Origin of the sequence: Wansuia hejianensis, from assembly GCF_014337215.1 — a bacterium.
In the GTDB taxonomy this organism is placed as follows: domain Bacteria; phylum Bacillota; class Clostridia; order Lachnospirales; family Lachnospiraceae; genus Scatomonas; species Scatomonas hejianensis.
This window is the reverse complement of sequence record NZ_CP060635.1, coordinates 3,829,548-3,854,847: the sequence shown is the minus strand read 5'-3', so window position 1 is coordinate 3,854,847 and position 25,300 is coordinate 3,829,548. Positions and strand designations below refer to the sequence as shown.

The window sequence follows — 25,300 nt, the reverse complement described above, 5'->3', positions numbered from 1 at the left end:
GACCACTTGACAAGAGAGAATTAGCAAATCTCCCCGCAGCCATAGCGGTTTATCTCTGAAGCTGCCATTTTCCGCGGATGTAACGGATCAGGAAGAAAACCGCCCGCACTACCCAGTCGAGAGTCATGGCCACCCACACGCCAAACACACCCCAACCAAGCTCTTTACCCAGAACCCAGCTAAAACCGATCCGGCAGATCCACATGGACAGAATAGATACCCACATGCAATATTTCACATCATTCGCCGCTCTCAGCGTATTCGGCAAGGTAAACGACAGCGGCCAGATCGTAAAAGTACAGATGCCGTGATAAATAATCATCTGAGTCGTCAGCTGCGTCGCCTCAGAGGACAATCCATAGATACCCAGGATCAGCGGCAGCAGTGCGATAATCGCCAGTGCCGTAATCATAATCATAAAATGAGTCAGCACCACAAGCTTCTTCGTATAATAACGCACCTGCTCGTAGCTGCCCGCACCGACACACTGGGCGGTCACAGTCAGAAGCGCCAGGCCCATCGCCATACCCGGAAGGATCTGAAAAGTGGCAAGGGAATTGGAAACCGCATTTGCCGCGATGGACGCCGTTCCAAAAGACGAAACCATCGACAGGACCAATATTTTCCCCAGCTGGAACATGCTGTTCTCCAAACCGTTTGGCACGCCGATATGTAAGATTTTCTTCAAAACCGGCCATTGGAACTTCACCACAATCGGCCGGGAAAGATGTAATACCTTTTTCTGATTGAACAGCAGCGCAATCATAACTACGCCGGCAATCATCCTGGACACCAGCGTGGGAATCGCCGCGCCCTCGACGCCCCATTTCAGCCCGTAAAGCAGGATCGCATTCCCGGTAATATTAATGCCGTTCATGAACAGTGACATGAACATGGCAGTCTTGGAATCACCCATCATCCGGAAAATAGCAGCGCCCGCATTATACAGGGAAATCATCGGAATAGACGCCGCAACAATCATCAGATATAGATTGGCGTTGTAAGACACATCTGCTTCAATCTTGCCAAATACTACGTTCAGGATAAACGGACGGCACACATAGACCAGAAGCATAATCCCCACGGAAAATACAGTTGTAAACAAAACTAGCTGATCTGCCGCTCCGCAGGCCTCCTTTTTTTTCTTCCTTCCCAGAAACTGCCCGCAGACTACCGCTCCGCCGGTCGCCAGCGCCGCGAACACATTAATCAGCAGTATAAATATCGTATCGACGAGCGACACGCCCGATACCGCCGCTTCGCCGACGCTGGCTACCATGATAGAATCGGCCAGACCCACCAGCACCGCCAGGAACTGCTCTACAATCAGGGGAATTATTAACTTAACCAGCGCTTTATTTGTGAAGAAATAGCCTTCACGGTCTTTTAGAAAATTCATAAGTTACCTCCACCTTCACCTCAGATTATAGAGCCTGTGTGAAAAAGATACAAGAAGTTTGTTAAGATTTACAGAAGAAAAAACGGCCGGAATTTGCGTGGTTCACAAATTCCGGCCGGGCAGTCCGTCAGTTGCCCTGATGACGGTATTTTTCTCTGGTGGCCAGTCCTCCCCGGATATGTCTCTCAGATTTATTAACATCCAGAACCTTCCTGGCCCGGGCGGCCAGATCAGGGTTAATCTGAATCAGGCGGTCCGTAACATCCTTATGTACCGTACTTTTGCTGATGCCAAATTTCTTTGCTGTCTGACGTACTGTGGCCTTCTTCTCAATAATATAAGACGCAATTTCAATTGCGCGCTCTTCAATATAATCCTTCAAGAAAACCCCCGAAGACGCTGTTTTTACAGTGTATGCAACGAGGGCCGCCCATATGATTATTACCTATGCCGCCTGCGGCGTATCAACTAGCGGAATTCCCGGCTCATCTGCTCCTTTGTATCCAGCACATATCCGGCCAGCTCCCGCACCCGGTCGTTATCCATCCGGTTCACCGGAGCAGAGATACTAAAGGCGTATTTTACTCCTCCTCCAGCCTGATCCAGCGCAGCCGCGACGCAGCGTACTCCCGGCTCATTCTCCTCGTTATCCAGCGCATAACCCCTCTGCCGGATTTCGCCAAGCTCATGCAGGAGCTCGTCGTAATTCGTAATCGTATAGGGAGTCACCCGCACGATTTCACTGTTGTTCCACAGCTCCTCTACCTCTTCTAAGTTCATGGCGGCGGCCATGGCTTTACCCACTCCGGAGCGGTAAAGAGGAATCCTGCTCCCGATCCTGGAAACCATCTGTACGGAATTCCGGTAACATTCCACCTTATCGATATAAACCGCATCCGTTCCGTCCCGCTCGACAAAATGCACCGTCTCACCTGACAGCTCCATGAGTCTTCTCAGGTAAGGCCGCACAATATTCACCACATCCACTTTCCTCATGACTTTGCTCGACAGGTCAACGATTTTAAAAGTCAGCTCATATTTAGCGTTATCACTGTTCTGCTTCACGTAACCCATGTATTGCAGGGAGCTGACTATCCGGTGCGCAGTGCTCTTATTCAGCTTCAGCGCCGTGCTCAGCTCCATCAGCCCAAGGGGGCCCTGGTCTGCCAGAAGTTCCAGGGCCTGAAACAACCGGTCCGCTACCTGTATTGGATTCTTTCCTTCCATATTCTCTACCACCGTTCCATATTATGGAACAGATTATAGCACACTTCACGAACATTAACAACCACTGGATTTATAGCTATAAATATGCTGATTTCTTTAGAATATACCACTTGACATCCTTCGCGTAACGTGTATAATTCAGATTAAGAAGTATCATATTACGAAATATAGTTCCGTATTATGGAACTAAGGAGGATCGCCATGAATCAAACTTTAGAAAAACTTCAGCAGATCGGAATTATACCAGTAGTCGTTCTGGAGGACGCGAAGGATGCCGCGCCGCTGGCACAGGCCCTGTGTGACGGAGGGCTGGCCTGCGCTGAGGTCACCTTCCGCACGGCGGCAGCCGAAGAATCTATCCGCATCATGTCTGAGCAGTTTCCAGATATGCTGATCGGAGCGGGAACAGTCCTGACCACAGAGCAGGTAGACCGCGCCGTGGCCGCCGGGGCGAAATTCATCGTCAGCCCCGGACTCAATCCGAAGGTTGTTAAATATTGTACGGAAAATGGCATTCTGATCACTCCCGGCTGCTCCAATCCCAGCGACATCGAGCTGGCCCTGGACAACGGACTGGACGTGGTGAAATTTTTCCCGGCGGAACCCAGCGGCGGCCTGAACATGATTAAGGCTCTCGCCGCTCCTTATACGTCCGTGAAGTTCATCCCCACCGGTGGCATCAATGCCACGAACGTCAGAGATTACCTGGCCTATGGCCGCATCCTGGCCTGCGGAGGCAGCTGGATGGTGAAAAACGACCTGATTAAGGCAGGCGACTACGCCCGAATTACAGCCCTTGCAAAGGAAGCAGCGGAAATTGTAAAAGAAAGCAGAGGTAAATAAAATGGCTAAGAAAGTGATAACATTTGGAGAAATCATGTTGAGGCTGGCCCCGGAAGGCTATTACCGCTTCGTGCAGGCCGATTCCTTCGGCGCAACCTATGGCGGCGGCGAGGCAAATGTGGCTGTTTCACTGGCCAATTACGGATTTGACGCAAAATTTGTAACCAAGCTGCCCACCCATGAGATCGGCCAGGCTGCTGTAAATTCTCTGAGAAAATATGGGGTCGACACCTCTTACATAGCGCGGGGCGGCAGCCGTGTCGGTATCTATTTCCTGGAAAAGGGTGCTTCCCAGCGGCCTTCCAAAGTAATCTACGACCGGGCCGGTTCCTCAATCGCGACCGCTTCACCGGAGGATTTTGACTGGAAGACTATTTTTGACGGCGCCGACTGGTTCCATTTCACAGGTATCACCCCCGCCCTGAACGATCAGGTAGCCGGTATCTGCCTGGATGCCTGTAAGGCGGCAAAAGAAGCAGGCCTGACCATTTCCTGCGACCTGAATTACCGGAACAAATTATGGTCCAAAGAAAAAGCCGGCCAGGTCATGGGCAAACTCTGTGAATACGTCGACGTATGTATCGCCAACGAGGAGGACGCCGCCGATGTATTCGGCATCAAAGCAGCCGGCACAGACGTGACCGCAGGCGCCGTCAACCACGAAGGCTACAAGGACGTCGCCCGCCAGTTGGCAGAACGTTTCGGCTTTTCCAGAGTAGCCATCACTCTCCGGGAATCCCTGTCGGCCAATGACAACAACTGGTCAGCTATGTTATACGATGGAACAGGTTATTATTTCAGCAAAAAATATAAAATGCATATCGTCGACCGCGTAGGCGGCGGCGACAGCTTCGGCGGCGGATTAATCTGCGCCTCACTGAACAATTACGAGCCCCAGGCAGCCATTGAATTCGCGGTTGCTGCATCCTGTCTGAAACACACCATCGAAGGGGACATGAACATGGTTTCCATGGACGAGGTATTGAGGCTGGCAGGCGGAGACGGTTCCGGCCGTGTCCAGAGATAACTGACGATCCCAACTGCGATGGGATAATTCCTACCTAAATATAGAAGGGCGGCCCAGACCCTGCCGCCCGGAAGTCGGAGACCACTCGGAACCACAGCTTTAACTGTCCCGGTGGCCTCCGTTCTCTTTTCCGACACAAAATGAATGGGAGGTCCTTATGAATAAACCATTTGATTTACTGGCCCTGGGTGAGGTGCTTCTTCGTCTGTCACCCTCCGGAAATGAACGCCTGATGCGGGGAGAAACCTTTCAGAAACAAGTCGGCGGCGCCGAACTGAACGTGGTATCAGGCGTGTCCCTCCTGGGGCTGCGCACCGGCATTATTTCCAAAATACCCGACAGCGATATCGGTACCTTTGTCAAAAACCGTATCCGCTTCTGTGGAGTCAGTGATGACTACCTCGTATACGACAGGGATCATAATGCGCGGCTCGGCATTTATTATTATGAAAACGGGGCTCATCCGAGAAAGCCCCGCATCGTATACGACCGGATGTACACTTCTGTCAATAAAATTGACTGTTCCGAATTCGACAGCCGTCTGTTCGATTCCGCCCGCTGCTTCCACACCAGCGGAATCACCCTGGCTCTGAGCCCGCAGGCGCGAAAAACTGCTGTAGAAATGATGAAGCGCTTCAAGGAGCAGGGCGCACTCATTTCCTTCGACGTAAATTTCCGCAGCAATCTCTGGAGCGGAGAAGAGGCCAGAGCCTGTATTGAAAAAATCCTTCCATATGTAGACGTCTTTTTCTGTTCAGAGGATACGGCAAGGCTTACCTTCCATAAAGAAGGAGATCTGAAGGACATCATGAAAAGCTTCACACTGGAATATCCCATCTCCGTAGTAGCCTCCACTCAGAGAATTGTTCACAGCCCCCGCAAGCATACTTTCGGCTCTGTACTCTACAGCGCAAAATCTAACTCATTCTATGTAGAAGAGCCATACCGCAACATCGAAGTCGTGGACCGGATCGGCAGCGGCGACGCCTACATTTCCGGAGTCCTGTACGGGCTGCTGTCCAGCCCGGGAGACTGTCGGGCCGCGCTGGAATACGGCAACGCCACAGGAGCCGTCAAAAATACCGTTCCCGGAGATCTCCCTTCTTCTGACCTGAAGGAAATCCAGTCGATCATTCAGGCTCACAAATCCACCGGACCACAGTTGGAAATGAGCAGATAAAGGCATGTACAGATCCAGGAATCCATGAATATGGCGGCCGTAAAATACGGCCGCCCCTATCCTGATCTATCGCTTTTCCACGCTTCTGGTAACCATCACATCGCTGTCCAGGCCGCAGACATTATGCAGCACAACACTGCCCGCCTCCACAGGCGCCTGTAACCGGAGCTTTTTGATTACATCCATCACCTCAAAAATTTTTTCCTTTGCAATAGCCCTTGTAAGCCTCACACTGGCCAGCGGACAGCTGCCGCCCTCCACAGCCACAGAGGTAGTGATCGTCCGCTTCGGGGCAATGATCTCCTGGCTGACATACTCTTCCCCTTTTGCGCATTTGTTCCCTTCAACAGAAAGAATCTGTCTGCCTTCAGCTTCTACCGTTATATCGCATCCATTCGGGCAAATAATGCATGTATACGTTTTTTTCATTCCGCCGTCACCTCCAATACGCCCTGGTCCTGAATCCCCGCCGCACTGACTTTAAATTGTATCATTTCAGCCGGAATTGCTTTTGGCAGCTTCTTCTCGGCAATCAGGCAGCCATTCTGACGGATGGTAATCCTACATTTTCTATAATGGTCTCTGACCCGCAGAGATAAATTAAAATCATTCTTTCCGCTGATAAACTGAGGAATGACATGGCCGATTCCCTGGCCCGGCCTGACCTCCAGACCGCACTGAGGTATCCCTTTTTCCGTCAGATAATCTGCAGCGCTCTGTGCCAGCTGCTCTGCTTCGAGAGAAACACAGTCCACCAGATCGTGAACATGCAGGACATTGCCCGCCGCAAAGATGCCGGGAATCCGCGTCTGGAGATGCTCGTCTACGACCGCCCCTTTGGTATGAGGGTCCATCTCAATTCCCGCTTCCAGAGCCAGGTCATTTTCAGGGATCAGACCAACCGAAAGAATCAGGGTATCGCATGAATATTCTTTTTCTGTCCCCGGTATGGGCTTCAGCTTTTCATCCACCTGAGCCACCGTCACGCCTGTCAGCCTCCGGTCTCCATGGATCGCTGTCACCGTATGGCTCAGATACAGCGGGATGTCATAGTCGTCCAGACACTGTACAATATTCCTGGGCAGGCCGCTGGGATGCGGCATGATCTCGAATACTGCCTGCACATGAGCGCCCTCCAGTGTCAGGCGGCGGGCCATGATCATCCCTATGTCGCCGGAACCCAAAATCACCACTTCCTTCGCCGGCATGCGGTTATAGAGATTCATATACGCCTGTGCCGTTCCTGCTGTGAATACGCCGGCCGGCCGTTCTCCCGGAATCCCCAGCGCGCCTCTGCTCCTCTCCCGACAGCCCATGGCCAGTATGACTGCTTTCGCCTGATAGACCAGTCTGCCCTCTCTGGTTACTGCCGTAACAGTCTTATCCTTCGTGAGCTGCATCACAGTCGCATTCGTTATAAAAGGGATATTTTTCTCCTTCACGTCCTCCACAAATCTGCGGGCGTATTCCGGCCCCGACAGATTCTCACCAAACCTTCCCAGCCCGAAACCATCATGGATACACTGTCTGAGAATCCCGCCCAGCTCTTCTTCGTTCTCCAGAATGACCATATCCCGGATTCCCCGGCGGTGCAGCTCCAGCGCGGCCGCAAGCCCGGCAGGGCCGCCGCCGATGATCACAACATCTTTCTTTTCCATATATCCAAGCCTCCTCACCTTAATTTACCCGCCAGCACCCAGGAACCCTGACGGCTGTAACGGATTTCCTCTTCCGTCTTTCCCGTCTCCTGCTCCAAAATTTTCTCAAGCTTCGTCTGACAGAAGCCCCCCTGGCATCTCCCCATCATCGCACGCGTGCGGTACTTGATCCCCGTCATCGTTGTAACGCCCAGCGGGTTATGGACTGCCTCCAGCAATTCGGCCTTTGTCACCTTCTCACAGCGGCAGATCATCTCTCCATAATCCGGGTTCTCCTCTATCAACCGCTGCTGTTCTTCCGGGGCGGCTTCAGAAAAACGCACAATTCCCTTTCTCCTGGGACAGAAATCAGGATCTTTCCTGAAAGTCTCCCGTTCACTCATGAGCTCTGTGACATACTGGGCGATAGGAACTGCGGCCGTGAGCCCCGGCGACTCAATTCCGACCAGATTCACCAGGTTGGGGGCGATATCATCTCTGATTTCTATCTTAAAATCCTGTATTACCCCGTGCTCATCCACCCATTTTGGAAGTATGCCGGAATAATTCCGGATCTGATCCTGCTTGTGGATATGCGGCCAGAGACGAGCCGCATCCTCGGCCAGATAGTCCATATTGCGCTGCTCCACCCCGTAATAGGTGAAATCTGTCACATTTTCCGCGTCAGGCCCTACGATCACATTGCCGTCTACCGTCGGGGTCACATGTATTCCCATATATGTATTGCTGGGCACCGGATAGACCGGCATCGGCAGCAGCGCGCCCGTCCGTTTATCCAGGATGATATAGTTTCCTTTGGAACCGATCACATGATAGCCTGTAATACCGAACATATCAGAGATCTTTTTGCAGCCCAGCCCAGCCGCATTGACCACCCATCTGGCAGAATACTCGCCGCTGCTTGTGACCAGCCGGTATCCTTTCTCTTCTCTGACAGCAGACAGCACCTCTGAATCAAAATGGTATTCCACACCGTTATCATGAGCGTTTTCTGCCAGCGCCACAGTAAATAAAAAGGGGTCCATGATCCCACTGGCCGGCGACCACATCGCAAATTCACCCACCACAGCGGGAACCAGCTCATGGAGCTTTTCCCCGTCAATCAGCGTCAGGCCCTCCACTCCGTTCTGCCTTCCCTGTTCCATCACGCGCTCCAGCTGCCGCATGTCCTCCTCTGTATTGCCGACAAGAACCTTCCCGCACCTCTTAAACGGAAAATCCAGTTCCCCAGACAGGCGGTCCATCATCCGGTTGCCCGCCACACAAAAGCGTGATTTCAGAGAACCCACATCATAGGCAAAGCCGCCGTGCACCACCGCAGAGTTCCTTCCGCTGGTCTCGTTGCACACATCTAAATTCTTCTCCAGCACTGCAATCCTCAGCTGGTATTTCGACAGTTCCCTGGCAATCGCGCTTCCGATCACGCCTGCGCCGATGACGGCCACGTCATATTTTTCATGCATGTTTCTGTCCTCTCTCATAAATATTTACTTCTTTGTTATATATTTCATTACATTAAATATATATCTTCACCTGCATTTTGTCAATACCGGGCGGCAAATTTACAGTGCAAAATGAGGGTGTCGCAAAATCATCAAAATAGATGATTGAGCGGCACCCTCGCTATGCATACGGAAAATTAACGGCTGCTGCCGCCTTTAAAGGCAGCCTGCATTTCAGCCGCTCTTAAAATAGTCCGGAAATGCCTCGCGTATGGTATCTATGTTTTCCGTATAGCGTTCCATATGTCTCAGAGATATCTTCCGGGCCAGCTCTGGCTTGTGAGCTTCAATCGCCCCGACCAGCTCTTCGTGATCCTGAAGTATATTCTTCACTGGTCTGCAGCGGAAGCTCAACACTGTGGTTCTGTCGAAATGCGGGGCGATCCCCTCGACCAGCTCGTACCAGTACATTCTTTCACACATCTGATACAACATTTCATGAAATTTTTTGTCCAGAAGAAAAATCTTATCCACCTGGCCTCTTTTAATATATAGCTGCCACACTGCTATATTCTCCCACAGCTGCTCGATCTGCCGTTCTCCCAGAAGGCTGCAGGCCATGGCGGCCAGCTCTGCTTCCAGCACACTTCTCAGATGCCTGACCTCTTCGACCAGTTTTGCGTCTATAAAGGAGACATAAGTGCCGATTTTCGGACGTATCTCAATCAGCCTGCGCTGAGCCAGTTCAAGGGCAGCTTCCCGGAAAGGGGTGCGGCTGACATGAAACTGCTCGCACAGCTCCTGATCCATCAGCTGCTGGCCCGGCTCCAGGCGGACATTGACGATATTATCCACCAGTTCCCGCATCACATATTCCTTAGCCGATTCTTTTTCTTTTTTTTCCGTAATTAGAAGCACGCCGGCAGCCCTCCCTGTTCTCCTGACCGCGGCATGCCTGTTTCACATGCCACAGGGAAATTATATCTGCCCGAATTGTACTTCTATCCCTGCCGGATGTCAAGCGTTAATCAAGTCCGGCCGGCAGTTCTTTTACGCGAACTTGATGACTACCTTCAACATTTTACCCGCATTTTCAGAGAAGTCCCGGAAAGCTTTTGCAGCATCCTCCATCGGATATTCATCAGTCACAATCTTTTCCAGATCGAAGCTTCCCTGGCTTACGAGGTCAATTAATTCAAGAAAATCCTTTTTCAGAGCATTGCGTGAACCGAATACATTCAACTCCTTTTTCTGAATCAATGTGAAATCAAAATCCAGATTCTTTTTTCCCACACCGATCAAGACAACTCTGCCGCCAAAAGCTGCCGCGTCGATACAATTCTGAAAAGTAGATGGCAATCCAACAGCTTCAACCGCCACGTCAAAACCATTTCCGTCTGTAATTTCGTTCAGCTCGCTCAGAAACTCTTCGCTGTCTCCGGTATTCAATACCGCGCCAGCCAGCCCGAAATTCTCCACGGCAAATTTTATTTTATCCGGTGCCACATCTGCAATATATACTTCTCCTCCCTTAGATTTCGCTGCCACTGCAGCCAGCACGCCGATTGTTCCCGCACCGATTACCAGCACTTTATCGCCGGGCCGGATAGCGGCTCTGGACACTCCGTGATAGCTGATGCAGAAAGGTTCGATCAACGCCAGCGTCCTGGGCGGCAGACCCTTTCCGTCATAAATCCTCTCTATTGGCATAGTGATATACTCAGAAAACGCTCCGTCCCGCTGTGCGCCCATCGTTTCATTTGACATACAGCAATTTACAAGGCCGCGCCGGCAGGAATAACACGTTTTACAATTAAAATAGGGATTGCAGGTTACTACCATGCCGGGTTTTAATCCCCTGTCATTCTCATCAATTTCCACAATCTCAGCCGAAAATTCATGGCCGGGAACTCGCGGATAGGAGGCGTAGGCAAAGGTCCCCCTATATGTTCCCAGATCGCTTCCGCAGATCCCTCCATACAGCAGCTTCAGAAGCGCCTCACCTTTCTTCCGGACCGGGGACTCCTGTTCAAGAATTTCTACTTCACCAGGCTGATTTATACGAATTGTTTTCATACTTTTTACCATTCCTTTCGTTTCACTCAAGGCATATTTTTGATGTATACTTTAATGAGTTTGTTTCTTGTTATTTTTTACTAAATATGCTATGATATATCTAAATTAAAGAATTATATATTCCGTTAATGTATACAACACATTTCATAATAGGGAGGATGTTTGCATGTCGCGTCCAAGTTTAAAGCAAATTGCCTATAATACCATTAAGGAAAAAATCCTGAGCTGCGAATATGAACCCAGTTCATTTTTCAACGAGGAGGCTCTGTGCGAAGAGCTACAGATGAGCCGCACTCCTGTCCGCGACGCGCTCAGCCGGATGGAACAGGAAAATCTGATTCAGATTGTCCCTAAAAAAGGGTTTTTTATCGCTCCAATGTCTATCACGGAAATCAATATGGTGTTTGAAGGCCGTCTCCTCTTAGAACCTTATATCATCATCAATTACTGCCAGCATCTATCCGATGAAACACTCCAGGAAATGCAGAGTCTCTTAAGTCTGGAAAAAGACAATATTCAAAAAAAAGATATGGCCATCTATCAGGCAGATCATTCTTTTCATATGTGTCTGATCAATCAGTGTACCAATCACTATTTCCTGCGCCTTTACGACAACCTGCATAATCAGAACAACCGGCTCCGCGTACTCAGCGGCCGCAGCTCCAATGACCGGCTGAAAATGACTCTGGACGAGCATATGCGCATTTTCACGGAACTCACAAAACGCAATCTGGAACAGGCGGCCAGCTATATGCGCGACCATCTGATTAATTCCAAAGAGGCTTCTTTCCAGTCCTTTATCACCAATCATCCCTACCTATAAAATCAATTCGAGGCTCTGCTTATCCGGCCTGCCGACCTTCAACCGGCAGGCCGCTTAGCCATACGGTTAACGGTATTCTCTGACCACATCCAGCACCCGCTGCACATTTTCCAGCTCATAATTATTTTGCAGATTATGTACAACTGAGCACACAAAACCGCCTCCATTCCGCAGAATTTCTATATTTTCCCTTAACTGATGTTCTACGTCGTCCGGAGTGCCGCCTGCCATCGTTGTCTGGCCGTCAACCGCCCCGCCCCAGAAAGTAAGGGAGTCACCATATTTTTCTTTCAGTCCGGCAGGTTCCATATGGTCTGCTGAAATCTGGATCGGATTCAGGCAGTCAATCCCGCAATCGATCATGTCGTCCAGAATATTCACGAGCGAACCGCAGCTGTGGTAAACAGTTTTCCAGGGCGTATGCTCATGAACCCATCCGTTTGTTCTCCTAAAATAAGGAACATACAACTCCTGGAACATGGATTTAGACATAATTTCACTGTGCTGCGTTCCAAAATCTGTGCCGCATAGGAACACAGCCTGCGCCTTATCGCCCACTGCCTGATACAAAAGCTCCAGATTGCGGATGCACAGCTTAGTCCAGGCCTCGAAAATTTCCTCAATATATTCCGGATACATGCTGTGCGCCACCAGAAATTCACTAAAATCCCGGATCCCCGGCGTTCTTTTCACATAGCCGCCGCTAATCATCGATGTGGCACCCATATTTCCATATTCCGCATTCAGCACGATTCCACAGTCTGTCGTATTGAAATAATGCTCTGCCTGTTTTCTGTAAAAATCCAGCGTCCGGTCATCGATGGTCATGACTTCCAGCTGATCTTTATAATCTTCATAGCCGTTCAGCGCATCTTCGTCGAATTCCTCCTGGCGGGTAACATAGTCAAAATAATGCCCGCCGTCCAGCGGCATACAGCCGCTTGGCGCGGCATCCGGATCTCCCTGCGGGTGCATATATAACCGCCTGTTCTGTTCGGTGATACAAGCACTCTTGCCGATCAGCGCCGGCGTACCATCCGGAGTCGTCCACGGCTTCCATTCATCATTCCGATACCCGAAAACCGTCATATCGCTCCAGATGCTGAGCACGTCAATCCCAAACATTTTTGCGTCAATTTCATCCACCAGCCCCAGCATCTGAAAGGTGTCGTAAATTTTCACCGGTTCATCTCGTCCGTAGGCTTTTCTGAGACGGTACAATAGAGAAGCGTTAATGCCCGTCGCTTTCGTACCGCCTAGGTCAAAGGTAATCTTTCCGCAGTCGCGGTGATGAAGTGTCTCAATGAATTTTTCTCTAGAATTCATAACTTCCTCCCATTATCAATGTATTATTTGTTGTATACATCATTGTTGAAAATATAATCCAGGGAGTGCCGTTCATCATTTGCGGCACTTCCTGGATACCTCTCTCACAGAAGCTTCCGAAACGTTTAGCCCAGCTCCTGCTCCAGGCACGCCTGAACCGCTCCAGGACCGTGAAGCATCTCTTTAAAATTGTCCAGAACTTTTGCTGCGAGACCCGCCTGATACAGATCAACGCCAAATATCCTATCATTTTTAAGGATCGGACGGACTGCGTCTTCAGCCCCTGAAATCTGGCCGAGCCGTATCTCTTTTAACTGCTCTGCCAGCTCCTCCTGCATGGGGTCCGGGCTGAGCGGGAACGGTTTTCCGCCGTCGTCAACTCCAAGCAGGTAGCGCAGCCACCCCGCAAATACTAGTGGAATGATCCGCAATTCAGAAACACTCAGAGATTCCGACGCGAGATATGTACGAATAGTTCCGCCAAACCTCGCGGCAAGCTTCTGTGATGTATCTGTGGCAATCCTCTGAGGCGTATCCGGCATAAACGGGTTGGGAATCCGGACCGTCAGTACTTCCTTCAGAAATTTCGCCGGTTCTATAATCCCGGGATTTACTGCCGCAGGCAGCCCTTCATCATATCCCAGCCGCGCAGCCAGTTTCTTTAAAAGAGGCTGTTTCATTTCATCAGAAATCTTCCGGTACCCCAGCAGGCAGCCAAAGACTGCCAACGCCGTGTGAATTGGATTCAGGCAGGCACCTACTTTCATCTTCTCCACTTTTTCCACGGTCGCCCTGTCCGTGAAGATAACGCCTCCCTTTTCCAGAGGCGGACGGCCGTTGGGAAAACGGTCCTCAATCACCAGATACTCGCATTCCTCAGCATTTACAAAAGGCGCGGTATAGGTGTGTTTAGCGGTGACTACAATGTCCAGATCTTCCAGGCCGTCCGCTTTCAGCATCCGAAGGACGGTTTCGTCCGGTCTCGGCGTGATCTTATCAATCATGGACCAGGGGAACGTGATCTTCCGGGGATCTTTCAGATAATCCAGGAAACCGTTTTGTACCAGCCCCCGTTCTTCCCACCCTTCCCCAAAGACAAGCACAGCCTCCGACAGGCGTTCCCCATTGCGTGAACAGTTGTCCATGCTCACCAGGGCCAGTGGAAACGAGCCGGCCAAAAATCTTGCGTAGATCAGAGAAACCACCTTTCCTATGTAGCTCTTGGGGTTTTCCGGGCCATGTTCCAGATCTGTCCGGATTCCAGGCAGCAGTTCTCCCTGTTTATCATATACATTATAACCTTTTTCCGTAATCGTAAAGCTGGCCATTTGAAGAGATGGATTGCATAAAACTTTTTTCAGCTGTCCAAACTCTTCTTTCCGTTCCGGATCTAATACGTATGACTGTAACACGCTTCCAATCACCGTCTTCTCAATTGAACCGTCCGCTTTCAGCGTCGCCAGAATACTGTAGTCGTCGCAAGGCTTATTTACGCGGTCAATGATCTCAGCATCATATCCCTCCGCCGCGATTAAGCCTGTATCACACACCTCCCGGTTCAACAGCCTCTGCATGATGTTGGCCTGAAATGCCCGAAAGATATTCCCGGCCCCAAAATGAATCCATCGGGGGTTTCCCATGGTATTCCTGTATATTGCTTCACGGTCATATTGTGGAAGCATGTAGCCTGCCGCTTTCCATTCTTCTGCGCTGCGCAGTCCCTCTCGATTCAGCTTCATCTCAATTCCCTCCGTTCAGCGCTTCCCTTCTCAATCGCCTCCCACAATCCATTTAAATAAGCAGCCCCTAACGCCCTGTCGTACAGCCCATAGCCAGGCATAGCGACTTCATCCCAGATCATCCTTCCGTGATCCGGACGGATCGGGCCGTCAAATCCCGTCTCATAAAGTGCCTTCATGATCTCATACATATCAAAATTACCGTCGGAAGAAAGATGTGACGCCTCTTCAAAATCCGTCTGAGAATTAAATTTCAGATTTCTTACATGCGCAAAATGGATCCTGCCTTTTAAAGAACGTATCATTAACGGAAGATCATTTTTCAGATTGGTCCCATAGGAACCCGAACAGAACGTAACGCCATTGTGCGGATTATCTACCATCTTCATCACCCTCTGGATATTCTCCAGATTTGTAATAATCCGGGGCAGCCCGAATACACTCCAGGCCGGGTCGTCCGGATGGATCGCCATTCGAATATCATATTCGTCACATACAGGCATAATCCGCTCCAGGAAATACTTCAGGTTCCGAAACAACGCTTCATTATCCGTATCTCTGTATAATTCAAACAGCTCCTTGATCCTTGCCATCCGTTCCGGTTCCCATCCGGGCATCACGCTGCCGTTCATATCCCCCGAAATACTCTCAAACATTGTCTCCGGGGTAACTGCATCAATCGCCTGCTGCGTATAGGCCAGCACGGTGGAACCATCCGGCCTCACACGGGCCAGCTCTGTCCGGGTCCAGTCGAACACCGGCATGAAATTGTAGCATACCAGATGGATATCCGCCCTGCCCAGATTCCTGAGCGAATCAATATACCGGTCTATATACAGATCCCGGTCGGGTCCTCCCACCTTAATCGCATCATGTACATTCACGCTCTCAATCCCTGAGAGACGAAGGCCCGCCGCCTCTATCTCCTGCTTCAGCCTCAATATTTCCTCATATTCCCAGACTTCTCCCGGAAGCTTCTCATACAGCATGCTGATCACCCCGGTAACTCCCGGAATCTGCCGGATCTGCTTCAATGTCACCGTATCATATTGCGAGCCATACCACCTCAATGTCATTTCCATAACTGTACTGTCTCTCTTTCTTTAATTATGGCCAGGCTCAGTAACGAAAGTATTCTTTATATTCCTTTTCAATATTGGGCAGATAGTTCTGGAATCCCTTGATATGATTGGCCACAAATGAAGCCACATCGAATTCCGCCGGTATTCCAAAGGTCAGCATGTGGACGATCTGCTCATGTTCCCGGTAACTGTCCGGTATGAATTCATAGCTGCGCAGAATCCGTATCAGATATCTCATCCGGGTCAGATGGGACCCCATCTGGTGAACCACCTCAAAGCTGAGGGGTTTATTGGCCGCGAGATAGATCAGCTGATGGAACCTGTCGTCACACTCTAGAAATTCATCCAGCCGGTTCTGCTCAATAATCTCCCTCTGTTCCTTCAGGTTGTCCAGCAGTTTTTTCCTGGTATCCGGACCGATCTGATGGATTGCTGCTTTCAGGACAGCAGTTTCCAAAGTACGCCGCAGAAAAAAACCTTCGTTAATCAAATCAACGTCAATATAAGATACTTTTGATTCCTTCCTGGCTCTAACATCAATTAAAAATTCATATTTTAGTTTCAAAACAGCCTCATGCACCGGTGTGCGGCTGATTTTCAGCTGTGCGGCAATTTCTTTTTCATTAATTACCATTCCCGGTTTCATATTCAGGGTCAGGATATTGGAACGCAATACCCGGTATGCGAATTCAGCATGGCTTTCACCCGGATTTCTCACTTCGATCTTCATGTCCGTACCTCCTACCATGTTTATTTTCGCATAAAACAAACAAGATGTCTACTGCATTCCCTCTTTCACCCGAACCAGTGTTTCTCCGCCGCAGGGGATGACTCCGATGGCAGCGTCTGATCCCATAATTTCCAGAGCCGTCTGTACCGCCGTATCAACCGTCTCAAATTTTTCGAAACGGAGCAGACGGCATTCTTCCTCTGTAAGCGAATTTGTTACGCAAAAAACCTGAACCTTTTGTAGCACCTGATAGTGGCACAGTGGATTGGTAACTCCAACTATATCACGCACCTCCCCTTCAGCCACTGCTTTCCGAACCGTCTGCTCGTCTCTCAGAAGGTATTTCTCAAGCATGGGCCGGTGAGCCGGGGAATTTCCGCACAGGCCTTCCGGCGGATCAAAGAGATAGATCACGATTCCGCCCTTCCGGACCCCCTTCAACGAAAAGCCTACCGGCTTAAAACCCTGCCAGTAGTCAATACAGCTTGGATACGCGGACACAATTACAATATCGGCCATCCTGGGTATCTCCGGACGGAGCATCCGGTCCGCAAAACGTACTCCCGCCCGGTGGGCTTTCAGATAATGGCCGCAGAACAGACCTAAAATTTTTCCTTCTGTATCCAGCACGGTATTCGCAATATAATCCAGCCCGACCTTACCGCCGATTGCGTCTATTTCTTTTCTGGCCTTACATTCTATATTTCCAAATACTTCTTCTACCGCTTCGTAGCTGCCTGCGTAATGGGTTGCCTCTGTCGTGATCCGGCCGCTCACTCCCGGCTGGATAATTTTAGCTCCACCGCTCCAGCCCACCACATTATGCGGGCCGATATTTCCCACTGCTATCCTGTAGTCGGCATCCAGCACAGCTTTATGGATATACAGAGGAGTCTTCATCTCCTCTGTTTCACCAATATAGCGGTAATCTTCTTCCCTCTGCGCGTCTGTATTAATCAGACGGTATTTCTCCATCCACTCTTTTCCAATCTTCCGGTCAAGTTCCTCTTCCGTCATCGGCCTGTGAGTGCCCGGAGCTGTGATAAACGTAATATTCCTGCTCCTTTTCTCCACTTGCTCCAGCAGATAGGGCAGAATCCGCTTAGCCGGAGTCGGTCTCGTGGCGTCGTCTACAATGATGATTACTTTCGCATCCCTGGGGATGCGGTCCAGAGAAACACCGCCGATGGGATTTGAGATCCCCCCGCGGATAATCTCTTCTTCTGTCTTATCCTGTTCGACTGCGGGATGTTCCGCATAATACAAGAGGTTTTCCTCAGGGATTTTAAATTTCTGAATCCGTGCTCCGGTAAATAATTGAAATTCCCGTTCGGCCATGCAATACTCCTTTTCAGCACTTTATTTCATACCTAGATATGCCTTTTTCACTTCTTCATTAGACTCCAGATTCTCACAGGTGTCTGCTAGCACTATTTTCCCTGTCTGCATCACATAGCCCCGGTGCGCTGTGGCTAGCGCGATCTTAGAATTCTGCTCTACAAACAATATCGTTGTCCCCTGGCGGTTTATCTCCACAATGGCTTCAAAAATAGCGTGCACCACGATCGGCGCAAGTCCCAAGGATGGCTCGTCCAGCAGAATCATCTTGGGTTTTCCCATCATGGCCCGCCCGATAGCAAGCATCTGCTGTTCCCCGCCGGAGAGAGTCCCCGCCATCTGTGTTTTTCTCTCCAGCAGACGCGGAAATAATTCATAGACCTTCGCAAAACTTTCTCTGATTCCCGCATTATCCTTTCTCAGATAAGCCCCCATTTTCAGGTTCTCTTCCACCGAAAGCTGGGAAAACACATGGCGCCCTTCCAATACGTGGCACAAGCCCATCGCGGTAATTTTATTTCCCTTCTTCTTATCGATCCGTTTCCCGTCAAACCATATCTCTCCTCTGACTCCGGAGGCCGGAGTCAGGCCTGAGATACTCTGCATGGTGGTTGTCTTACCCGCCCCGTTTGCGCCGATCAGCGTGACCATCTCTCCAGGCTCCACACGGATGTCGATTCCCTTAACTGCTTCAATATTTCCATAATAATAGTGAAAATTCTTCAATTCCAGTATCGGCGCCATCTCATTCACCTCCCAGATAAGCCCGGATTACTTCCGGATGCTTCTGAATCTCATCAGGTACGCCCTCTGCCAGCAGTTTCCCATATTCAAGCACATACAGATAATCGCAGATTCCCATGACCAGCTCCATATCATGTTCCACCATCAGGATCGTCACTCCTTTTTTCAGGATTTCCTGCAGCAGGCCGTCGAATTCAGCTTTTTCTTTCGTGTTCATACCGGCTACCGGTTCGTCCAGCAGCAGGATCTTGGCATCACTGGCAAGGCCTCGGACAATCTCCAGCAGCCTCTGCCCTCCGTAGGGCAGCGCTCCTGCCGGCTCATTCGCATATTTCTCCAGTCCGACAAACTTCAGCCATTCATATGCCTTTTCTCTGGCAGCCCTTTCCTCGGCACGTACGGCCGGCGTCTTGAACAGGTCAGTGAGAAATGTGCTTTTCAGCCTTGGGTGCATACCAACCATAACATTTTCAATGGCAGTCATATTCCAGAACAGGTTGATCACCTGATAGGTCCTGGATATTCCCGCGTCACAGATCTGATAGGGCTTTTTCCCTTCTATATGCTTACCGTCAAATATTACAGAGCCCTCGTTGGGCTTATACACGCCGCTGATACAATTAAAAAAAGTCGTTTTCCCGGCTCCGTTCGGCCCGATCAGCCCTGTGATCTTATGATCCCGGACAACCATATCCACATGGTCAACTGCAGTCAGCCCTCCAAACCGGATGGTAACTCCCTTTGCTTCAAGCATGACTATCACTTCCTTCCAGTTTTCGTCTCTTCACCTTCGCCACTGCGTTTTTAAGCATTCCATACAATCCTCCCGGAATTATAACAATAACGATCAGCATCATGATACCATATACAAGCATCTGATAATCCTGCAGCGCGCGGAGAGACTCATTCACCAACAGCACGGCCACCGATCCGATGATCGGTCCCAGGAGAGAGCCGGAGCCTCCGAAGAGCAGCATGGTCAAGAACATGACCGACTGTTTATACAAAAAGCTGTCCGGAGTTACATACTCAATCAAATGGGCATACATGGCTCCCGCAAAGGCTGTATAAAACGCGCTGGTCGTAAATGCTTTTACTTTGTAGGCGCGCACATTAATCCCCATTCCGTCCGCCGCATGCACATTTTCACGGATAGCGGTAAACGCCCGTCCAGTCTTTGAGTTTACCAAATACTGTTTCGCCAGCAGGAAGAGGATGACGCAGGCAAGGCCAAAGAAATAAAACTTAAATTCCGAGTCCAGCTTGAATCCAAACAGATTTACAGGATCGGTATACATTCCTATATAGTTCCCGGTGATATTTCCAGGTGAATGAGAAACCAAGATATACATAATCTCCCCTACCGCCTGGGTCGCCAGCGACAGGAAATGGAATACCAGCTTGGAGCAGGAATACGCGACAACCGCTCCGATTAACGCGCCCAGAGCCGCCCCGATCACCATGGTAATCAGGACCGGCCATCCGGTAAATTTGTGCAGGAGCACAGAACCATAAGCTCCCGCCGCATAAAAAGCGGCATGCCCCAGCGAAACCTGCCCGCAATATCCAAACACGATATCCAGCCCTGAGACCGCAATGATATAGATCTCAATGAAGCAGAATACCAGCAACAAGAACGGAGACCCGCTAAAGGCAAACGGAAGCACCATGGCTATCGCGAACAGTATCCATAAAAACAGGTGATTGTTTTTCTTTCTTAACAATTTCATCAGACGGCCTCCTTAACTCTGCACAGCTTTTTCGTTGAATATGCCTGTGGGCTTCACAAGCAGGAAGATCAGCAGCAGGCAATACGCAATCAGATTCTTATAGGTAGATGAAATCAGGCTGGCAGAGAATGTTTCTACCAAGCCAAGGATAATACCGCCTAAGATAGCACCGTACATATTTCCGTAACCGCCGATCACCGCGCTGGAAAAACCTTTTCTTCCGATTGTGGCCCCAAGCGTGGTATATACCCCGTAAATCGGTCCGATCAGGATGCCGGCGATTGCAGCCAGTCCTGCGGAAAGCCCCCAGGAAAGCCCTGTGGACAATGAAACATCAATCCCGCAGCTTTCCGCCGCCATGGCGTCCATGGAAGCAGCTCGCATGGAAGTCCCCAGCCTGGTCTTAGTCATGTAAAAATGCAGCAAAAGCATGCAGACAAAGCCTACCGCAATACACATGATCGCCTCTGGCTGCACGTTTATATTTCCTATCCGGATTGTGGACACGCCGAAAATAGACGGAAAATTCAGCGTGATAGAACCCCAGGCCACCATAGAACCATTCTGTACGATGTAGGAGATCGCAATCGTAGCCAGGACGATGTAAACAGCCATGACATTCTTATTTAACAGCGGCCGGATTACGCCCTTTTCCAGGGCGAATCCGAACGCTACCGCACACAGTACCGTCAAAAGCAGGGATACGACAAACGGTAATCCCAAATAAGAGTAGAAGGTCAGTCCCAGAAAAGCGCCAAGGGTCATAATATCTCCCTGAACAAAACTGAGAAGCCCTGAAGATTTATAAATCATTGAATATCCTAGGGCAATCAGACCATAAATGCTTCCGATCACAAGCCCCGATATCAGCAACGTCAAGTACATAGAAGCCGCTCCCTTCTTTTCACCAGTAATTACTTATCTCTTCCTGTTGCAGCTAAATAATCCTCATATCCTCCTTCATTCATCCACTTGGACCACAGCACATTTTTACCGTCTATCAGTATAAAGGAGTTAAATTCATTGTAACCTTCCCGGTTGCCCTTGGTAAAATCCAGTGTGCCGCCAAGACCCTGCAGATCTGAAATCTGGTTCGTCGCTTCTTTTAACGCTTCTGAATCATTGGATTTCGCAATTTTACTAGCTTCCCACATAACCATTACGCTGTCCCATCCTCTGTAGGAAGAATCAGTCTTATTGATCTCTCCGTATCTTTCAGCATATTTTTCGGCAAATTCTTTTACCTCTGGGATATCAATGTCATCAATACTTTCATAAGTAACATACGGATTCACAAATGCTATGTAATTGGAATTTTCTTCACCGGCAATCGCAATCTGGGAAGCCATAAAGGATTCTTTACTGATGATTACGCCGTCATATCCATACTGTCTCAGCTGTTTCGCAACAATCGGAGCCGTTTCTCCAATCGTGGACATGAACACAACCTCGGCGCCTGAATTAACAATATTGGTAATCTGCGCCGAAAAGTCCGTATCCCCCTGATCATAGGTTTCCGCAAGCAGGATTTCTATTCCTTCTGCGGTTACCGCCTCTTCAAACAATGAATATGCGGAAAGAGCCGCATCGTCCTGTCCATAGAATACGGCAGCCTTTGTGCAGTTCATATCCTGGATCATTTTAGCGATGGTTGGCGAACCCGCTCCATTATTCATGGACGCACGGAATACATAGGGCCAGTCTTCCTGCATCCAGCTGGCGCTCGTTCCAAGGCCAATGGTATATACGCCTGCTTCGTTCAGTGTATTGCCGGTAGCGAACATCTCTGAAGAAAGCAGTGAACCCAGAACCGCATCTACTCGTTCCTCATTCACCAGCTTAGAAGCAATTTTCACCGCTTCCTCCACTGAGCACTGAGTATCATAAGCGACCACTTCTCCCGGTACACCGTTGAATCCGCCGTTTTCATTCACATAGTCAACCGCCATCTCGATCGCGTTCCTTGCTTCTATTCCATAAGCCGCGCTGGCTCCAGATAATGGCTGGAATACTCCGATTTTAAACGTTTCGCCGTCTGTGGTCCCAGTGCTTGTTTCCGCCGAGCTTTCTGTGTTACTTTTCTGACTGGATGAATTACCGGAACCGCTTTCTCCTGTTCCTCCGCCGCAGGCGGTCAAAGACGCCCCCATTACTGCTGCCAGAATTAATGCGACAATTCTTTTTTTCATAAATCCTTCTCCTTTTCTTTTAGTCGGCTTCGCCGTTTGCATTAGTTGTTGTATACTTCTATGTATACATTATAATTCCTAACATATATTTGTCAATAGATTCTCTGAAAAAGGACGAAAATTGTATGTTTTTTCTATTTATCCCTGTTGCTTTTTATGCATGTTGTACACCTCTCGCCAATACTCAATAACCACAATTTTCATGGAATGTCTCATACATAGCCAGGATATTCTCCAGCGGCACCCCAGGCTGTATATTGTGAACCTGAGTGAATACATAGCCGCCTCCCGGCTTAAATATTTCAAGATTTCGCTTGACCTGAGCTCGAACATCCTCTACTGTTCCCAGGTTCAGGCAATGCTGAGTATCCACGCCGCCTCCCCAGAAGGTGATCCGGCTTCCGTATTGTTTCTTCAATTTTTCTGGTTCCATCCCCGCCGCAGAAATCTGAACCGGGTTCAGAGCGTCTACTCCGATCTCGATCAAATCTCCTATGATCGGTTCAATGGCGCCGCAGCTGTGCAGAAGTATTTTTTTACGGTATTTTTCCTTTACGTATCCATATAATTTTGCCTGATACGGCTTTATGCGTTCCCTGTAAGTCCCCGGAGACATCAGAAGAGCATTTTGGGTTCCCATGTCATCGGCAAACTTTACAATATCCACTTTATCTCCGATACGCTCCATAATGAAATCAATCAGCCTGTAATAGTATGTCAGTATTTTTTCATGGAGAGCGTCCGACAGCTCTTCATTGGCAACCAGATCCATATAGAAATTCTGATTTCTTCTGAGCCAGGAAGGCAGCCCGAACATAGGTTCTCTGAGTCCTTCCAGGATGCAGCATTTATCCGCGTGCGCGTCCGCGCGTTCCGCCAACCCCTCTACCATGTATTCCGTCGGCTCAGGAAAGTTGTAAGCTTCCAGGTCTTCCGGATCTTCCGCATTCTCCAGAGGATGGCTACACATATTATAGTAAAAACCGTCCGGATTCAGCTTTTGCCCAATCCCCCACATATCCGTAAATGTGCCGTCCCCATTATCAGTCCAGGGATATGCTTCATTAATATACAGAGAACAGGTATCACCTCCAAAATATTCCACAATACTGTCATCAGGGACAACAACTCCCTGCCAGATTGCTTTCACAATAGAACCATGATCCTCCAGCCCCAGTTTTTGTTTTAATGCTTGCTCAATCTGCTCATGCATGCAGGAATTATTAATCCCTCCTATATCCAGCGGCACTCGATCGGCCTCCTCATGGTTTAAAGCTTTCATCACTCGTTCCTTTGATGTCATATTTCTTCTCCCTTCTTATATGTGATATATCACAAAACATATTATAACATTCCTGATACATCCTGCATATTGGCATTTTCTCCATAGTTTATTCGTTTTTTTTATATAAAACAACTATTTTATTTCGTTTTTTTCTTACGCATTGACGTTCTTCTCCTCAAGTGATATACTCCACTCATTATTGTAATATATCAATATTATTTCAGGAGGACCCTGCGCATGAAAGCAATTATCGTAACAAAACCCTTTAATATCCAGATCAGCGATGTACCAGATCCCATGATTCAACAGCCGGACGACGTTATCATCCGCGTCACTTCCGGAGGCATCTGCGGTTCCGATATCGGCATATGGAACGGTACTAATTCCCTTGCCACTTATCCCCGGCTGATCGGCCATGAGTTTGGCGGCATTGTCGAAGAAACCGGTCCGGCAGTGACCGGCATTAAGCCCGGCGACAAAGTTGCCGTGGACCCGGTCATCAGCTGCGGCCACTGCTATGCCTGCCGCATTGGCCGTCATAACGTCTGTTCATCACTGGAAGTAATGGGCGTCCACAGGGATGGCGGCTTCGCCGAGTACGTAAAAGCCCCGGCTCAAAACATACACAAATTCCATACAGATTTCTCCGAATCCCTGCTGGGCCTGGCGGAGCCTTTCACAATCGGCATGCAGGTGAATAACCGTGCACAGATTTCCGCCGCCGACAATGTGCTCGTTATGGGCGCAGGTCCGATCGGCATAACAGTCATGGAGGTGGCCAAAAGCCGTGGTGCCCGGGTTATGATGACCGACCTGGTGCCGGAAAGGCTTGAAAAGGCCCGCTCCTTCGGTGCCGACGAGACTGTCCTGGTGTCGGAAGAGAATCTGGAAGCACGAGTCGGCCTGTTCACCGGCGGCGAAGGAGCGCCGGTAATCGTGGACACTGTCTGCCAGCCATTTTCTTTTGCCCAGGCAGTACATCTGGCCTGCCCCGCGGGCCGCATTGTGGTATTAAGCCTGAAGGACACTCCCGCGGAGCTTATACAGGCCGAGGTGACCAAAAAGGAGCTTTCTATTCTAGGTTCACGCCTCAACTGCAATTGTTTTGACGAAGTGATCGATAGCTTTGAAAACGGCTCCCTGCACCCGGAACATCTGATGACTCATACCCGCCATTTTACAGAAATCGAGGCGGCGCTGGATGAAATCTGCAATCACCCGCAGAATGTTTTAAAAACAGTTCTTCATTTTTCCTAAACCGGTGTGAACGGCGGCGACGGCAAACATCTGCTCACCGCCAGCCATCCGGGGTTTTTATGTTAAATGCTTCATTGTAAAAATACACAAAAATGCCTCTCTTAATTTATGCTTTACGTAGAAAAACTCTTTATGGATACATTGTTGTATACATCATTAAAAATTTTTGTTATAATAGCATCAGACAAATACCCTGCAACGGGCA

At 49.5% G+C, this 25,300-nt stretch carries 24 protein-coding genes; 5 read left to right on the top strand and 19 right to left on the bottom strand.

Annotation, left to right across the window (positions count from 1 at the left end; all coding sequences use genetic code 11):
• Nucleotides 1-49 precede the first annotated feature (49 nt).
• From H9Q79_RS17705 to H9Q79_RS17695, 3 genes are all read right to left on the bottom strand, one after another.
• Nucleotides 50-1,399: an MATE family efflux transporter gene (locus H9Q79_RS17705; protein ID WP_118644604.1), complete on the bottom strand. Its 1,350-nt coding sequence runs from the start codon at nt 1,397-1,399 to the stop codon at nt 50-52.
• Between the two features lie 127 nt (nt 1,400-1,526).
• Entirely contained in the window at nt 1,527-1,781 is a 255-nt protein-coding gene (gene spoIIID / locus H9Q79_RS17700) for a sporulation transcriptional regulator SpoIIID (protein WP_249328861.1), read from the bottom strand.
• Between the two features lie 86 nt (nt 1,782-1,867).
• Entirely contained in the window at nt 1,868-2,626 is a 759-nt protein-coding gene (locus tag H9Q79_RS17695) for an IclR family transcriptional regulator (RefSeq protein ID WP_118644608.1), read from the bottom strand.
• Between the two features lie 201 nt (nt 2,627-2,827).
• On the opposite strand from H9Q79_RS17695, the gene H9Q79_RS17690 reads away from it, so the two are divergent.
• The 3 genes from H9Q79_RS17690 to H9Q79_RS17680 all read left to right on the top strand — a co-directional run bounded on the left by H9Q79_RS17690 (nt 2,828) and on the right by H9Q79_RS17680 (nt 5,676).
• A complete protein-coding gene (locus tag H9Q79_RS17690) occupies nt 2,828-3,469 on the top strand; it encodes a bifunctional 4-hydroxy-2-oxoglutarate aldolase/2-dehydro-3-deoxy-phosphogluconate aldolase (RefSeq protein WP_249328860.1) in 642 nt (213 codons plus the stop codon).
• Between the two features lies 1 nt (nt 3,470).
• Nucleotides 3,471-4,496: a sugar kinase gene (locus tag H9Q79_RS17685; protein WP_249328859.1), complete on the top strand. Its 1,026-nt coding sequence runs from the start codon at nt 3,471-3,473 to the stop codon at nt 4,494-4,496.
• A gap of 157 nt (nt 4,497-4,653) precedes the next feature.
• Nucleotides 4,654-5,676 carry a sugar kinase gene (locus H9Q79_RS17680; RefSeq protein WP_118644614.1) on the top strand — a complete coding sequence of 341 codons (1,023 nt, stop codon included), beginning with the start codon at nt 4,654-4,656 and terminating at the stop codon, nt 5,674-5,676.
• Nucleotides 5,677-5,742: 66 nt separating this feature from the next.
• Here the strand turns inward: H9Q79_RS17680 and H9Q79_RS17675 are convergent, their stop codons facing one another.
• From H9Q79_RS17675 to H9Q79_RS17655, 5 genes are all read right to left on the bottom strand, one after another.
• Nucleotides 5,743-6,105 carry a DUF1667 domain-containing protein gene (locus H9Q79_RS17675; RefSeq protein WP_118644616.1) on the bottom strand — a complete coding sequence of 121 codons (363 nt, stop codon included), beginning with the start codon at nt 6,103-6,105 and terminating at the stop codon, nt 5,743-5,745.
• On the bottom strand, nt 6,102-7,334 hold the full coding sequence (locus H9Q79_RS17670; protein WP_118644618.1) for an NAD(P)/FAD-dependent oxidoreductase: 1,233 nt from the start codon (nt 7,332-7,334) through the stop codon (nt 6,102-6,104). The genes H9Q79_RS17675 and H9Q79_RS17670 overlap by 4 nt, the downstream gene beginning before the upstream one ends.
• 14 nt (nt 7,335-7,348) lie before the next feature.
• Nucleotides 7,349-8,797, bottom strand: coding sequence for an NAD(P)/FAD-dependent oxidoreductase (locus H9Q79_RS17665; RefSeq protein ID WP_249329741.1), 1,449 nt, complete (start codon nt 8,795-8,797; stop codon nt 7,349-7,351).
• A gap of 213 nt (nt 8,798-9,010) precedes the next feature.
• Entirely contained in the window at nt 9,011-9,694 is a 684-nt protein-coding gene (locus H9Q79_RS17660; RefSeq protein WP_118644620.1) for a GntR family transcriptional regulator, read from the bottom strand.
• Between the two features lie 132 nt (nt 9,695-9,826).
• A complete protein-coding gene (locus H9Q79_RS17655; RefSeq protein WP_118644622.1) occupies nt 9,827-10,852 on the bottom strand; it encodes a zinc-binding alcohol dehydrogenase family protein in 1,026 nt (341 codons plus the stop codon).
• A gap of 166 nt (nt 10,853-11,018) precedes the next feature.
• Here H9Q79_RS17655 and H9Q79_RS17650 point away from each other — a divergent pair, with 166 nt between their 5' ends.
• A complete protein-coding gene (locus tag H9Q79_RS17650) occupies nt 11,019-11,675 on the top strand; it encodes a GntR family transcriptional regulator (RefSeq protein ID WP_118644624.1) in 657 nt (218 codons plus the stop codon).
• 66 nt (nt 11,676-11,741) lie between these two features.
• On the opposite strand, the gene H9Q79_RS17645 is transcribed toward H9Q79_RS17650, so the two are convergent.
• From H9Q79_RS17645 to H9Q79_RS17595, 11 genes are all read right to left on the bottom strand, one after another.
• The gene (locus H9Q79_RS17645) at nt 11,742-13,001 is read right to left on the bottom strand and encodes a uroporphyrinogen decarboxylase family protein (RefSeq protein WP_118644626.1); all 1,260 of its coding nucleotides are present in this window, start codon (nt 12,999-13,001) and stop codon (nt 11,742-11,744) included.
• 125 nt (nt 13,002-13,126) lie between these two features.
• Nucleotides 13,127-14,740: a mannitol dehydrogenase family protein gene (locus H9Q79_RS17640; protein WP_118644628.1), complete on the bottom strand. Its 1,614-nt coding sequence runs from the start codon at nt 14,738-14,740 to the stop codon at nt 13,127-13,129.
• Nucleotides 14,737-15,822, bottom strand: a complete 1,086-nt coding sequence (gene uxuA, locus H9Q79_RS17635; RefSeq protein ID WP_249328858.1) for a mannonate dehydratase — start codon at nt 15,820-15,822, stop codon at nt 14,737-14,739. Before uxuA ends, H9Q79_RS17640 begins: the two co-directional genes overlap by 4 nt.
• A 37-nt stretch (nt 15,823-15,859) precedes the next feature.
• On the bottom strand, nt 15,860-16,552 hold the full coding sequence (locus tag H9Q79_RS17630; RefSeq protein ID WP_249328857.1) for a GntR family transcriptional regulator: 693 nt from the start codon (nt 16,550-16,552) through the stop codon (nt 15,860-15,862).
• Nucleotides 16,553-16,600: 48 nt separating this feature from the next.
• Nucleotides 16,601-17,890 carry a lactate racemase domain-containing protein gene (locus H9Q79_RS17625; protein ID WP_249328856.1) on the bottom strand — a complete coding sequence of 430 codons (1,290 nt, stop codon included), beginning with the start codon at nt 17,888-17,890 and terminating at the stop codon, nt 16,601-16,603.
• Between the two features lie 21 nt (nt 17,891-17,911).
• Entirely contained in the window at nt 17,912-18,634 is a 723-nt protein-coding gene (locus tag H9Q79_RS17620; protein WP_249328855.1) for an ABC transporter ATP-binding protein, read from the bottom strand.
• A 1-nt stretch (nt 18,635) separates the two neighbouring features.
• Nucleotides 18,636-19,388, bottom strand: a complete 753-nt coding sequence (locus tag H9Q79_RS17615; RefSeq protein ID WP_118644636.1) for an ABC transporter ATP-binding protein — start codon at nt 19,386-19,388, stop codon at nt 18,636-18,638.
• Nucleotides 19,381-20,364 carry a branched-chain amino acid ABC transporter permease gene (locus tag H9Q79_RS17610; protein ID WP_118644638.1) on the bottom strand — a complete coding sequence of 328 codons (984 nt, stop codon included), beginning with the start codon at nt 20,362-20,364 and terminating at the stop codon, nt 19,381-19,383. The genes H9Q79_RS17615 and H9Q79_RS17610 overlap by 8 nt, the downstream gene beginning before the upstream one ends.
• A gap of 12 nt (nt 20,365-20,376) precedes the next feature.
• Entirely contained in the window at nt 20,377-21,249 is an 873-nt protein-coding gene (locus H9Q79_RS17605; RefSeq protein ID WP_118644640.1) for a branched-chain amino acid ABC transporter permease, read from the bottom strand.
• 29 nt (nt 21,250-21,278) lie between these two features.
• Entirely contained in the window at nt 21,279-22,553 is a 1,275-nt protein-coding gene (locus tag H9Q79_RS17600) for an ABC transporter substrate-binding protein (RefSeq protein WP_249328854.1), read from the bottom strand.
• A 184-nt stretch (nt 22,554-22,737) separates the two neighbouring features.
• On the bottom strand, nt 22,738-23,856 hold the full coding sequence (locus H9Q79_RS17595; protein WP_249328853.1) for a uroporphyrinogen decarboxylase family protein: 1,119 nt from the start codon (nt 23,854-23,856) through the stop codon (nt 22,738-22,740).
• Nucleotides 23,857-24,075: 219 nt separating this feature from the next.
• Between H9Q79_RS17595 and H9Q79_RS17590 the strand changes: the two genes are divergently transcribed.
• Complete coding sequence (locus tag H9Q79_RS17590; RefSeq protein WP_249328852.1) at nt 24,076-25,095, top strand: zinc-binding alcohol dehydrogenase family protein; 1,020 nt, start codon at nt 24,076-24,078, stop codon at nt 25,093-25,095.
• The last annotated feature ends 205 nt before the right edge of the window (nt 25,096-25,300 follow it).

What these genes read in the sequence shown, in the direction of transcription:
- H9Q79_RS17630 (WP_249328857.1), bottom strand. Translation starts at nt 16,552, where the DNA reads ATGAAGATCGAAGTGAGAAATCCGGGTGAAAGCCATGCTGAATTCGCA.
- H9Q79_RS17655 (WP_118644622.1), bottom strand. Translation starts at nt 10,852, where the DNA reads ATGAAAACAATTCGTATAAATCAGCCTGGTGAAGTAGAAATTCTTGAA.
- H9Q79_RS17675 (WP_118644616.1), bottom strand. Translation starts at nt 6,105, where the DNA reads ATGAAAAAAACGTATACATGCATTATTTGCCCGAATGGATGCGATATA.
- H9Q79_RS17665 (WP_249329741.1), bottom strand. Translation starts at nt 8,797, where the DNA reads ATGCATGAAAAATATGACGTGGCCGTCATCGGCGCAGGCGTGATCGGA.
- H9Q79_RS17590 (WP_249328852.1), top strand. Translation starts at nt 24,076, where the DNA reads ATGAAAGCAATTATCGTAACAAAACCCTTTAATATCCAGATCAGCGAT.
- H9Q79_RS17620 (WP_249328855.1), bottom strand. Translation starts at nt 18,634, where the DNA reads ATGGCGCCGATACTGGAATTGAAGAATTTTCACTATTATTATGGAAAT.
- H9Q79_RS17640 (WP_118644628.1), bottom strand. Translation starts at nt 14,740, where the DNA reads ATGAAGCTGAATCGAGAGGGACTGCGCAGCGCAGAAGAATGGAAAGCG.
- H9Q79_RS17645 (WP_118644626.1), bottom strand. Translation starts at nt 13,001, where the DNA reads ATGAATTCTAGAGAAAAATTCATTGAGACACTTCATCACCGCGACTGC.
- H9Q79_RS17670 (WP_118644618.1), bottom strand. Translation starts at nt 7,334, where the DNA reads ATGGAAAAGAAAGATGTTGTGATCATCGGCGGCGGCCCTGCCGGGCTT.
- H9Q79_RS17680 (WP_118644614.1), top strand. Translation starts at nt 4,654, where the DNA reads ATGAATAAACCATTTGATTTACTGGCCCTGGGTGAGGTGCTTCTTCGT.
- H9Q79_RS17595 (WP_249328853.1), bottom strand. Translation starts at nt 23,856, where the DNA reads ATGACATCAAAGGAACGAGTGATGAAAGCTTTAAACCATGAGGAGGCC.
- H9Q79_RS17705 (WP_118644604.1), bottom strand. Translation starts at nt 1,399, where the DNA reads ATGAATTTTCTAAAAGACCGTGAAGGCTATTTCTTCACAAATAAAGCG.
- H9Q79_RS17610 (WP_118644638.1), bottom strand. Translation starts at nt 20,364, where the DNA reads ATGAAATTGTTAAGAAAGAAAAACAATCACCTGTTTTTATGGATACTG.
- uxuA (WP_249328858.1), bottom strand. Translation starts at nt 15,822, where the DNA reads ATGGAAATGACATTGAGGTGGTATGGCTCGCAATATGATACGGTGACA.
- H9Q79_RS17690 (WP_249328860.1), top strand. Translation starts at nt 2,828, where the DNA reads ATGAATCAAACTTTAGAAAAACTTCAGCAGATCGGAATTATACCAGTA.
- H9Q79_RS17650 (WP_118644624.1), top strand. Translation starts at nt 11,019, where the DNA reads ATGTCGCGTCCAAGTTTAAAGCAAATTGCCTATAATACCATTAAGGAA.
- H9Q79_RS17605 (WP_118644640.1), bottom strand. Translation starts at nt 21,249, where the DNA reads ATGTACTTGACGTTGCTGATATCGGGGCTTGTGATCGGAAGCATTTAT.
- H9Q79_RS17615 (WP_118644636.1), bottom strand. Translation starts at nt 19,388, where the DNA reads ATGCTTGAAGCAAAGGGAGTTACCATCCGGTTTGGAGGGCTGACTGCA.
- H9Q79_RS17600 (WP_249328854.1), bottom strand. Translation starts at nt 22,553, where the DNA reads ATGAAAAAAAGAATTGTCGCATTAATTCTGGCAGCAGTAATGGGGGCG.
- H9Q79_RS17685 (WP_249328859.1), top strand. Translation starts at nt 3,471, where the DNA reads ATGGCTAAGAAAGTGATAACATTTGGAGAAATCATGTTGAGGCTGGCC.
- H9Q79_RS17625 (WP_249328856.1), bottom strand. Translation starts at nt 17,890, where the DNA reads ATGGCCGAACGGGAATTTCAATTATTTACCGGAGCACGGATTCAGAAA.
- H9Q79_RS17695 (WP_118644608.1), bottom strand. Translation starts at nt 2,626, where the DNA reads ATGGAAGGAAAGAATCCAATACAGGTAGCGGACCGGTTGTTTCAGGCC.